The organism is Kluyvera ascorbata ATCC 33433, assembly GCF_000735365.1.
Taxonomy (GTDB): Bacteria; Pseudomonadota; Gammaproteobacteria; order Enterobacterales; family Enterobacteriaceae; genus Kluyvera; species Kluyvera ascorbata.
This window is the reverse complement of sequence record NZ_JMPL01000138.1, coordinates 1-10,561: the sequence shown is the minus strand read 5'-3', so window position 1 is coordinate 10,561 and position 10,561 is coordinate 1. Positions and strand designations below refer to the sequence as shown.

Here is a 10,561-nt window from a genome sequence, read left to right as displayed (position 1 = left end):
TGAATCAGGAGCGTCTTGCGGCACACGATATTGTTGCGATTGGTTGTCATGGGCAAACGGTGTGGCATGAACCGACGGGCGAAGCGCCGCATACCATGCAAATAGGCGACAACAATATTATCGCTGCGCGTACGGGCGTAAGCGTGGTTGGTGATTTTCGCCGACGCGACATGGCGCTGGGTGGGCAGGGTGCTCCGCTGGTTCCGGCATTCCACCAGGCTTTGCTGGCGCGGCCGGATGAACGTCGAATGATCCTCAATATTGGCGGTATTGCCAATCTCTCTTTACTGGTGCCGGGCATGCCGGTGCGCGGCTTCGATACGGGCCCTGGCAATATGCTGATGGACGCCTGGATCTGGCGCAGCCTGGGTAAACCGTACGATAAAGATGCAGAGTGGGCCAACGAAGGGAAAGTCATTCTGCCTATGCTGCAGGATATGCTGAGCGACCCGTATTTTGCGGCACCTGCGCCTAAAAGCACGGGACGCGAATACTTCAACTATGGTTGGCTGGCGCAGTATCTGGCGCGCTATCCGGGTTTGCGTCCGCAGGATGTGCAAGCGACGCTTACCGAACTTACCGCGGTCACTATCAGTGAGCAGGTGATGTTAAGCGGTGGCTGTGAGCGACTATTGGTCTGCGGTGGCGGAAGCCGTAACCCGCTGATTATGGCTCGTCTGGCAGGGCTGCTGGCCGGCACTGAAGTGGCCACGACCGACGAATACGGTATTAGCGGCGACGACATGGAAGCGCTGGCGTTTGCCTGGCTTGCCTGGCGCACTGTAGCAGGGCTTCCGGGAAATTTACCCTCAGTAACCGGCGCATCGCAAGCAACCGTACTAGGGGCGATTTTTCCCGCAAATCCCCAGCATAATCAGAGTTAACTGACATCTTCCTTTACATTGGGCCGGTAGACTTAAGCTGAACGGGAGTGTGACAATCACTCCTTGACCAGGAATGTCGAAAGGCCCAAAACAATGAAAAAACTACTTATCGTTGCTCTCCCTTTTATGCTCGCTGGCTGCAGTGCGTACAATCAGTTTATGGAACGCATGCAGACCGACACGCTGGAATACCAGTGTGAAGAAAAACCGCTGACCGTGCATCTTAACAATCAGCGCCAACAGGTGAGCTTTATTTATGACAACCAGCAGCTGAACCTTCAGCAGGGGATCTCTGCGTCGGGCGCTCGCTATACCGACGGGATCTATGTGTTCTGGTCTAAAGGTAACGAAGCGACCGTCTACAAACGCGACCACATCGTGTTGAATAACTGCCAGTTACAAAACCCCAAGCGTTGAGATTTTCAGGCGGGCGGCGCACAATAACGCCACCCGTTGACTACTCTCTTAAACGCCATGTCTGATAACGACGATCTGCAACAAATCGCGCATCTGCGCCGTGAATACACCCGTGGCGGCCTGCGTCGCCACGATCTTCCTGCTGAACCTTTGCCCCTGTTCGAACGCTGGTTACGCCAGGCCTGTGATGCCAGACTTGCCGATCCTACGGCGATGGTGGTTGCCACGGTTGATGAAAATGGTCAGCCGTACCAGCGTATCGTTCTGTTGAAGCACTACGACGAGAAAGGGCTGGTTTTCTACACCAACCTCGGCAGCCGCAAGGCGCATCAGCTTGAGAACAATCCGCGTATCAGCCTGCTGTTCCCGTGGCATATGCTGGAGCGCCAGGTGATGGTTATCGGCAAAGCTGAACGCCTGTCGACGCTGGAAGTGGTGAAATACTTCCATAGCCGTCCTCGCGACAGCCAGATTGGCGCCTGGGTATCCAAACAATCCAGTCGTATCTCCGCGCGCGGTATCCTCGAAAGCAAGTTTATGGAACTGAAACAGAAATTCCAGCAGGGCGAAGTTCCGCTACCGAGCTTCTGGGGTGGTTTCCGTGTCTCCATTGAGCAGATGGAGTTCTGGCAGGGCGGCGAGCACCGTCTGCACGATCGTTTTTTGTACCAGCGTGACGCGGATGCCTGGAAAATCGACCGTCTGGCACCGTAAACCCCGAAATTTGTTGTTTTAAGCGCTAGCGCTGAATGCGCCAGCGCTTTATTCTATAGAGCTTTCGCGTCTGGCGAAAAGTCGTGTACCGGCAAAGGTGCAGTCGGATATAGATGGAGAATTTGATGGCAAGCAGTAACTTGATTAAACAACTGCAAGAGCGGGGGCTAGTCGCCCAGGTAACGGACGAGGTAGCGTTAGCAGAGCGACTGGCGCAAGGCCCGATCGCGCTCTATTGCGGCTTCGATCCTACCGCTGACAGCTTGCATTTGGGGCATCTTGTTCCTTTGTTATGCCTGAAACGCTTCCAGGAGGCAGGGCATAAGCCTGTTGCACTGGTTGGCGGCGCAACCGGTCTGATTGGCGACCCAAGCTTTAAAGCGGCCGAGCGTAAACTGAATACCGAAGATACCGTGCAGGAGTGGGTGGATAAAATCCGCAAACAGGTGGCACCGTTCCTCGATTTTGACTGCGGCGACAACTCGGCTATCGCGGCCAACAACTATGATTGGTTTGGCGGCATGAACGTGCTGACTTTCCTGCGTGACATCGGTAAACACTTCTCTGTTAACCAGATGATCAACAAAGAAGCGGTGAAGCAGCGTCTGAATCGCGACGATCAGGGCATCTCTTTCACCGAGTTTTCTTACAACCTGCTGCAGGGATATGACTTTGCCTGCCTGAACAAACTGCACGGCGTGGCGCTGCAGATTGGCGGTTCCGACCAGTGGGGTAACATCACCTCCGGTATCGACCTGACCCGTCGTCTGCACCAGAATCAGGTGTTCGGCCTGACCGTTCCACTGATCACTAAAGCAGATGGCACCAAGTTCGGTAAGACCGAAGGCGGCGCAGTCTGGCTGGATCCGAAGAAAACCAGCCCGTACAAATTCTACCAGTTCTGGATCAACACCGCGGATGCTGACGTTTATCGCTTCCTGAAGTTCTTCACCTTTATGGACATTGAAGAGATTAATGCCCTGGAAGAAGAAGACAAAAACAGCGGTAAAGCACCTCGTGCCCAGTACGTACTGGCCGAGCAAGTGACTCGTCTGGTGCATGGCGAAGAAGGTCTGGTGGCTGCAAAACGCATCACCGACAGCCTGTTCAGCGGTTCATTGAGCGCGCTGAGCGAAGCGGACTTCGAACAGCTGGCGCAGGACGGCGTGCCGATGGTTGAGATGGATAAAGGTGCTGACCTGATGCAGGCGCTGGTAGACTCCGAGCTGCAGCCGTCTCGCGGCCAGGCGCGTAAAACCATCGCCTCTAACGCGGTCACTATCAACGGTCAAAAACAGGCTGACCCGGAATACTTCTTCCAGGATAGCGATATTCTCTTCGGTCGTTACACCCTGTTACGCCGTGGTAAGAAAAATTACTGTTTGATCTGCTGGAAGTAATATTCCGAAACGAGGGGGCGTGGGAAACTACGCCCCCTTCTTTTTTGTCGTTTGAGTAGAGCTAATGAACAACATCCTCGCCATTCAATCTCACGTCGTTTTCGGGCATGCGGGCAATAGCGCCGCGGAGTTTCCTATGCGCCGCCTTGGTGCAAACGTCTGGCCGCTGAATACGGTACAGTTCTCCAACCATACTCAGTATGGTCAGTGGACGGGCTGCGTGATGCCGCCAGCGCACCTGACGGAGATTGTGCAGGGCATTGCGGCTATCGACCAGCTGAAGCGCTGTGACGCGGTGCTGAGCGGTTATCTGGGCTCTGCAGAGCAGGGTGAACATATTCTTGGCATTGTGCGCCAGGTGAAAGCCGCGAACCCGCAGGCGAAGTTTTTCTGCGACCCGGTGATGGGACACCCGGAAAAGGGCTGTATCGTGGCACCGGGCGTGGCGGAATTCCATAAACGCTATGCCATGCCGGCCAGCGATATTATTGCGCCGAACCTGATTGAGCTGGAAATTCTCGCCGGTCGCGACGTGAAGGATGTCGCTGATGCAGTGCTGGCCGCGCGTGAGCTAATTGCTCAGGGGCCGGAAATCGTGCTGGTGAAGCATCTGGCGCGTGCGGGCTACAGTCAGGATCGCTTTGAGATGCTGCTGGTGACGGCGGGTGAAGCCTGGCATATTAGCCGTCCACTGATCGACTTTGGCGCTCGTCATCCGGTGGGCGTGGGCGATGTGACCAGCGGTCTGCTGCTGGTTAAGCTGTTGCAGGGGGCGACGCTTCGCGATGCGCTGGAGCATGTGACTGCGGCGGTGTACGAGATTATGGTGACGACGAAAGAGATGGGTGAGTATGAGTTGCAGGTCGTGGCGGCGCAGGATCGTATTGCGAAGCCAGTGCATTGTTTTAGCGCGACTCAGCTGTAAACTTTTCGTTCGGCGCCGTTCCCGGCGTCGCGAAGCTCTGCCGGGCTACAACGTTTGTGGTAGCCCGGCAGAGGTGCGAAGCGCCGAGTCAGCGCACCGATATTATTTCAGACCTTCAGCCGCCATGGCTGCCGCTACCGCAGGACGCGCCGCAACGCGTTCCATGTAGGCCGCAATGTTTTTGTATCCCGCCATTTCCAGCTTCACGGCAAACGCCCAGCGCAGCACGGTAAACAGATAGGCATCGGCAATAGTAAAGCGTGAGCCGCTGATCCACTGTGCGTTTGCCAGTGATTCATCAATATAGGCCAGCTTTTTATCCAGCAGCGCGCGCGCCGTTGGTTTGTAATCTTCCGGAGTGTCAGGGCGGAACAGCGGCGTAAAGCCTTTGTGCAGCTCTGTCGCGATGTAGTTCAGCCATTCCAGCGTTCTGTAACGATTGATAGTACTAACCGGTGCCAGCAATTGGCGGTCAGCAACGCTATCGGCGATGTACTGCATGATAGCCACGCCTTCGGTCAGCAGGGTGTTGTCGTCCAGCAGCAGAGTAGGAACCTGGCCTTTTGGGTTGACCTTCAGGAAATCGTCACCGTTTTCCGTGCGTTTGTGCATCAGGTCGACGCCGATAAGCGTGAAGTCCTTTCCGCTCTCCCGCAGTGTGATGTGCGATGCAAGGGAACAGGCGCCGGGTTTGTAGAACAATTTCATGGGTAACTCCTTCAGACTTGGTTATTTTTGTTTTCCCGTGGCCGAAGGGCAGCCGAGGGATATGGAGGTATGTTAGTGCCTGACGCGATAAAAAAAAAGCCGCTAACAGAAGTTAGCGGCCTAAATATTTATTCGTTTCCCGATGACGTTATACGGAAGCGACTTTACCGTCAGCAGCAGGTTTTGCGTCGTCCTGAGTCATACGGTTCAGTTTCGGTGCGGTCAGCAGCATCAGCACGGCGATAACGGCCGTTGCCACACCAATCTGCAGGAATACGTGGCCATAAATGTCCAGGGACATCAGCGGGTCGGTCACGTTTTCCGGAACCGCCATACGGCCAGCAACGTAACCACCGATGATGTTCGCACCGGCAGTCGTCAGGAACCAGCTACCCATGATGAAGCCCATCAGACGCTGTGGAACCAGCTGTGCCACCATCGCCAGACCCAGACCAGAGATCATCAGTTCACCGATGCTCTGCAGACCGTAGCTGATGATCAGCCAGTTCACGGAGACGATACCCGCGTCGGAAGCGAATTTCGCGCCCAGCGGCAGCACCAGGAAGGCACCAGAGCACAGCACCATACCAATCGCGAACTTGGTCGGCATTGGCAAGTTGTCGCCCATCTTGTTATAGATAGCGGCCAGAATTGGGCTACCGATGATGATCCAGAACGGGTTGAGCGCCTGATACTGTTCCGGTTCGAACGCGATACCCAGAATGGAGTGCTCAACGTTACGAATCGCGAAGAAGTTCAGAGAGGTTGGCATCTGGCTGTACAGCACGAAGAAGATAATCGCTTCCAGCATCAGAATGAAAGCCACGATCATCTTACGACGCGGCGCACCGGTCATAGAGAAGGTTTCTTTACCAAAGATGATAACGATACCCAGTGCAATCACGCCCAGAACCATACGTGCGATGCCCTGGTTGTGCAGCAGCCAGGTCGCTACAGCCACCAGAATCACCACGCCGACAATGGTCAGCAGCAGGTTACGATAGTTAACCGGCTCGAAGTCTGGCTTGGAACCGTACTGTTTAACCCAACGCTGACAGAATGCGAAGTTCACAACGGTAATCAGCATACCGACAACGCTCAGCGCGAACGCTGTGCTCCAGCCGTATTTAGCGGCCAGCCACGGGGTTGCCAGCATAGAGAAGAATGAACCGATGTTGACGGACATGTAGTACATGGTAAATGCACCGTCCAGACGCGGATCATCTTTTGCATAGCAGGTAGAGAGCAGGGAAGACGGGTTGGCTTTAAACAGGCCATTACCCACGGCGATTGCCGCCATACCCATATAAACGATACCGGCATCGTGACCAGACCACGCGACCAGCGCATAGCCGATGGCCAGTACCACGGCACCCAGCATAATCACGCGTTTCGTACCCAGTACTTTGTCGCCCAGCCAGCCGCCGATAGCAACCAGACCGTACACTAAGGCACTAAAGGAAGAGAACAGAGTGATGGAGTCAGCTTCTGACATACCCAGTTGTTTAACCAGGTAAACGGCCATAATGCCTTGCAGGCCGTAGAAACCAAAACGCTCCCATAACTCGATAGAGAAGATGAGATAGAACGCTTTAGGTTGTTTGAAAGCGTTCAAACTCACGCTTTCAGTTGGTTTATTGTTTGCAGTAGACACATATACCTCTTATTTACATCCCATTCTAATGGGGGGTGTACTGGGCGGAGTGCTCATGGGCATCCACCTTATAGTTATTCTGGAGGGAAACGGGAAGTAATGTTCACTATCCTGCGCTTTCAGACAAGACCTTTGTAATACTCCGTTACAAATAAAAGGAGTGGAATAATTAACCAGACATATAAATGTTATTTAGCGTTAAATTTCACGCTTTAAATTTAAGCGGTTTTTTATTCTGAAAAGGAGGGGCAAAAACGGCAATTCAACGATATCTTCTGCTGATGGCGCTTTTATATAGTGATATAGGCTGGATTCTGAAAAATAACTGGACGATCATATTGTGCGTTACGGAGGATTCATCCTAATGATGTAAGGAAAATGCCCGTAAAGAAACATAAATGCAACATCGTGTTGTGGTGATGATCTGGTCAGTTTTTGTATAGAAAAATTTGGTAGTGATGGCGTGTTTAATCTGTAAAAGCGTTATATAGGCGTGAGAAATGCCAAATAATGAATAAATAGATGGGATTAAACGCGGTTTAGTCACTCGAAAGGACGCGGCAGGCGGACTTGCCAAACCGCGATATAGGGTCTACAGCTCGACTTTCTCTTTAAATTCACAGAGATCTTCAATAATACAAGAACCACAACGAGGCTTGCGGGCGATGCAGGTGTAGCGCCCATGTAAGATGAGCCAGTGGTGACAGTCGACCTTAAATTCAGCGGGCACCACTTTCAGCAGCTTCTCTTCTACCTGTTCGACGTTCTTTCCCGGGGCAAACTGCGTGCGGTTGCAGACGCGGAAGATGTGGGTATCGACGGCAATGGTCGGCCAGCCAAATGCGGTGTTCAGCACCACGTTAGCGGTTTTGCGCCCGACCCCAGGCAGAGCTTCCAGCGCCGCCCGGTCTTCAGGAACCTCACCGCCGTGTAGTTCTAGCAGCATGCGGCAGGTCTTGATGACGTTTTCCGCTTTGCTGTTGAACAGGCCAATCGTCTTGATGTACTCCTTCACGCCATCGACGCCCAAATCGAGCATCGCCTGCGGCGTGTTTGCCACCGGGTAGAGTTTGGCGGTCGCTTTGTTGACGCTAACGTCCGTCGCCTGTGCGGAGAGCAAAACCGCAATCAGCAGCTCGAACGGCGAAGTAAAGTTAAGTTCAGTGGTCGGGTGCGGGTTGTTGTCCCGCAGCCGAGTCAATATTTCCAGACGCTTGGTTTTGTTCATCAGGCCTTCTCTGCCCCATCCACATTCACGCTTTCCGCAGCAATAACCTGCTGAGCATGACGTTTCTTAGTCCGTTCATCGATAAGATATTTAATAGCCAACAGCATACCAAGACCGATAAAAGCTCCCGGTGGCAGCATTGCCAGCAGGAAAGGAGTATCGGTATGGAAGACTTCGATTCGTAGCGCTTTCGCCCAACTGCCGAGCAGCCCGTCAGCGCCGTCGAACAGCGTCCCGTTGCCAAGGAGCTCACGAATGGAGCCCAGCACGAACATTGTACAGGTTGCGCCCATCCCGATAGCAAAGCCATCCAGCGCGGAGAGCGCCGGGCCTTTCTTCGCGGCGAAGGCTTCCGCACGTCCCACCACGATACAGTTGGTGACGATAAGCGGAATAAAGATACCGAGCGACTGGTACAGACCAAATGCATAGGCGTTAATCAGCATCTGAACGGCGCTGACCACTGAGGCAATGATCATGACGTAAATAGGGATACGGATTTCCGCGGGCGTCCAGCGGCGTAGGCTGGAGATAGCCAAGTTTGTGAGCGTCAATACCAGCGTAGTGGCAAGACCCAAACCCAGGGCGTTGGTTGCGGTCGAGGTGACAGCCAACAGCGGGCACATCCCCAAAAGCTGAACCAGTGCGGAGTTATTTTTCCAGAGCCCCTGGACAATAACCTCTTTAACCTCGCTCATTGTTTATTCTCCACAGGCTTGCAGTTGTGAGAGTTGCGCGGGCAGCGTTTGTGCATACAGTCCCGCGCGTTTTACCGCGTTTACCACCGCCCGAGGGGTGATGGTTGCTCCGGTGAACTGGTCGAACTGGCCGCCGTCTTTCTTCACTGCCCACTGGCTATCGTTCGCGCCGTCGATTTTTTTACCGGCGAAGAAGGTTATCCAGTCAGACAGTCGAAGCTCAATTTTATCGCCTAACCCCGGTGTTTCATGGTGCTCGGTCACGCGGGTACCGAGTACGGTACCGTTAAAATCGGCACCGACCAACAGCTGAATGGCGCCAGAATAGCCGTCTGGTGCGGTGGCTTCGAGTATGGCGGCGATCGGTTTATCGTCCTGACGGGCGATATAAACCTTATGTGTACCTTTGCCAAGCTCTGGGGCTTCGACCACAAAGCAGCTCTTCAGCAGGTCATTATTATAGCTGCCTGCCGGTATTACCTGTTGGAACAGAGCGTTCTGCTGCTTTTCGGCCTGGTCGTCGATGGTGTGCTTGGTTAACTGGTTGATCGCCGCCGTCAGCCCGGTAGAACCGGCTGCGAACAGCGCCAGCGTGACACCGTGTTTACGCATGGTCTTTAACATGTGATTCCTCAGCGGTGTCCGTAAACGCGCGGGCGCGTGTAGTAATCAATCAGCGGTACGGTGATGTTGGCTAACAGCACGGCAAATGCCACGCCGTCCGGGTACCCGCCAAAGCTGCGGATTAACCACACCAGAAGACCTGCCAGCGCCCCAAAGATCAGACGGCCACGGTTGGTGGTCGATGCGGTGACCGGGTCGGTGAGGATAAAGAACGCGCCCAGCATGGTGGCGCCGGAGAGCAGATGCATCTGCGGCGAGGCAACGCTTTCCGGGTGGAACAGCCAGCCGAGCGTTGAGCAGACGGCCAGGCTCAGCAGGAAACTCACGGGGATATGCCAGCGAATCGCTTTCTGCCACAGCAGGAACAGGCCGCCGACCAGATAGGCGACGTTAACCCATTGCCATCCGGCACCGGCAAGCGCACCGTGATAAATCGACGATTTCAGGATCTCATCTACCGGATGTCCGGCATGAAGCGACGTTTTGAAGGTATCGAGCGGCGTGGCCTGGCTGATGCCATCAACGCCCATCTTCAAGGCATTCATATCCTGACCCGCCGCTGTATGGCCGCTGAAAATAACGTGGATAGCATCCATAAAGCCAGGCGCTGCGGCGGCGATATCGTGCGGTGGTAACCACGAAGTCATCTGCACAGGGAAGGAGATCAGCAGAACAACATAGCCAATCATGGCTGGGTTGAACGGGTTCTGCCCCAGTCCCCCATAAAGTTGCTTGGCGATAATCACGGCAAATACGGTGCCCAATACCACCATCCACCATGGCGCCAACGGCGGAATACTGATAGCCAATAGCAGACCGGTCAACAACGCTGAGTTATCGGCAAGCGTCTGGCCGATATTTTGTTTGCGAAGACGAAGCACCAGGGACTCCGCAAGCCAGGCGGCCAGTATAGCCACCACCAGTTGAATAACGGTTCCCCAGCCAAAAAACCAACTCTGGACCACAATGCCGGGCAGGGTGGCGATAACCACCAGCAGCATAATCCGCGATGTCTGGCGGTGATTGTGGGTATAAGGGGAACTTGCGATTTTGAAAACCATTTAATCCTCGTTAACGGCCTGAGCGGCTTTCCTGGCTTGAACACGGGCAATAGCAGCGGCAACGGCAGCTTTGCGTGGGTCGTCGTTGGCAGCAGGTTCGCTGATATCCTGCTGGGCTGCCTTGCGTGCTTTAGCACGCGCAATTGCCGCTTCGACGGCCGCTTTACGCGGGTCGAGGGCTTCTTCATCGGCAGCGGGCTCAACGGTTGCTTGCTCTGCTGCCTTGCGTGCTTTGGCGCGCGCAATCG

11 protein-coding genes and 1 pseudogene are annotated in these 10,561 nt (G+C 54.4%); 5 read left to right on the top strand and 7 right to left on the bottom strand.

Features of this window, described 5'->3' with window-relative positions:
- The 5 genes from GKAS_RS20775 to pdxY all read left to right on the top strand — a co-directional run.
- Nucleotides 1-884, top strand: an 884-nt coding sequence (locus GKAS_RS20775; protein WP_035897057.1) for an anhydro-N-acetylmuramic acid kinase, incomplete at its 5' end; no start/stop codon positions are given.
- A gap of 93 nt (nucleotides 885-977) precedes the next feature.
- Nucleotides 978-1,301: a C-type lysozyme inhibitor gene (mliC, locus tag GKAS_RS20770; RefSeq protein ID WP_035897056.1), complete on the top strand. Its 324-nt coding sequence runs from the start codon at nucleotides 978-980 to the stop codon at nucleotides 1,299-1,301.
- 57 nt (nucleotides 1,302-1,358) lie between these two features.
- Nucleotides 1,359-2,015 (top strand): pyridoxamine 5'-phosphate oxidase, encoded by a 657-nt coding sequence (gene pdxH, locus GKAS_RS20765; RefSeq protein WP_035897054.1) that lies wholly within the window; start codon nucleotides 1,359-1,361, stop codon nucleotides 2,013-2,015.
- Between the two features lie 125 nt (nucleotides 2,016-2,140).
- Nucleotides 2,141-3,415: a tyrosine--tRNA ligase gene (gene tyrS, locus GKAS_RS20760; RefSeq protein ID WP_035897053.1), complete on the top strand. Its 1,275-nt coding sequence runs from the start codon at nucleotides 2,141-2,143 to the stop codon at nucleotides 3,413-3,415.
- 64 nt (nucleotides 3,416-3,479) lie between these two features.
- The gene (gene pdxY / locus GKAS_RS20755; protein WP_035897051.1) at nucleotides 3,480-4,340 is read left to right on the top strand and encodes a pyridoxal kinase PdxY; all 861 of its coding nucleotides are present in this window, start codon (nucleotides 3,480-3,482) and stop codon (nucleotides 4,338-4,340) included.
- A gap of 102 nt (nucleotides 4,341-4,442) precedes the next feature.
- Here the strand turns inward: pdxY and gstA are convergent, their stop codons facing one another.
- From gstA to GKAS_RS20720, 7 genes and pseudogenes are all read right to left on the bottom strand, one after another.
- Nucleotides 4,443-5,048 (bottom strand): glutathione transferase GstA, encoded by a 606-nt coding sequence (gstA, locus tag GKAS_RS20750; protein WP_035897050.1) that lies wholly within the window; start codon nucleotides 5,046-5,048, stop codon nucleotides 4,443-4,445.
- 148 nt (nucleotides 5,049-5,196) lie between these two features.
- Complete coding sequence (dtpA, locus tag GKAS_RS20745) at nucleotides 5,197-6,702, bottom strand: dipeptide/tripeptide permease DtpA (protein ID WP_035897049.1); 1,506 nt, start codon at nucleotides 6,700-6,702, stop codon at nucleotides 5,197-5,199.
- Nucleotides 6,703-7,294: 592 nt separating this feature from the next.
- A complete protein-coding gene (gene nth / locus GKAS_RS20740) occupies nucleotides 7,295-7,930 on the bottom strand; it encodes an endonuclease III (RefSeq protein ID WP_035897047.1) in 636 nt (211 codons plus the stop codon).
- Nucleotides 7,930-8,628, bottom strand: a complete 699-nt coding sequence (locus tag GKAS_RS20735; RefSeq protein ID WP_035897046.1) for an electron transport complex subunit E — start codon at nucleotides 8,626-8,628, stop codon at nucleotides 7,930-7,932. Before GKAS_RS20735 ends, nth begins: the two co-directional genes overlap by 1 nt.
- Before the next feature lie 3 nt (nucleotides 8,629-8,631).
- A complete protein-coding gene (gene rsxG, locus GKAS_RS20730; protein WP_035897044.1) occupies nucleotides 8,632-9,252 on the bottom strand; it encodes an electron transport complex subunit RsxG in 621 nt (206 codons plus the stop codon).
- An 8-nt stretch (nucleotides 9,253-9,260) separates the two neighbouring features.
- Nucleotides 9,261-10,313: an electron transport complex subunit RsxD gene (rsxD, locus tag GKAS_RS20725; protein WP_035897042.1), complete on the bottom strand. Its 1,053-nt coding sequence runs from the start codon at nucleotides 10,311-10,313 to the stop codon at nucleotides 9,261-9,263.
- Nucleotides 10,314-10,561, bottom strand: a pseudogene (locus tag GKAS_RS20720) (electron transport complex subunit RsxC); the annotation flags it as partial.

Excerpts from the sequence above, each read along its gene's own strand:
- mliC (WP_035897056.1), top strand. The coding sequence starts at position 978 with ATGAAAAAACTACTTATCGTTGCTCTCCCTTTTATGCTCGCTGGCTGC.
- pdxH (WP_035897054.1), top strand. The coding sequence starts at position 1,359 with ATGTCTGATAACGACGATCTGCAACAAATCGCGCATCTGCGCCGTGAA.
- tyrS (WP_035897053.1), top strand. The coding sequence starts at position 2,141 with ATGGCAAGCAGTAACTTGATTAAACAACTGCAAGAGCGGGGGCTAGTC.
- pdxY (WP_035897051.1), top strand. The coding sequence starts at position 3,480 with ATGAACAACATCCTCGCCATTCAATCTCACGTCGTTTTCGGGCATGCG.
- gstA (WP_035897050.1), bottom strand. The coding sequence starts at position 5,048 with ATGAAATTGTTCTACAAACCCGGCGCCTGTTCCCTTGCATCGCACATC.
- nth (WP_035897047.1), bottom strand. The coding sequence starts at position 7,930 with ATGAACAAAACCAAGCGTCTGGAAATATTGACTCGGCTGCGGGACAAC.
- GKAS_RS20735 (WP_035897046.1), bottom strand. The coding sequence starts at position 8,628 with ATGAGCGAGGTTAAAGAGGTTATTGTCCAGGGGCTCTGGAAAAATAAC.
- rsxG (WP_035897044.1), bottom strand. The coding sequence starts at position 9,252 with ATGTTAAAGACCATGCGTAAACACGGTGTCACGCTGGCGCTGTTCGCA.
- rsxD (WP_035897042.1), bottom strand. The coding sequence starts at position 10,313 with ATGGTTTTCAAAATCGCAAGTTCCCCTTATACCCACAATCACCGCCAG.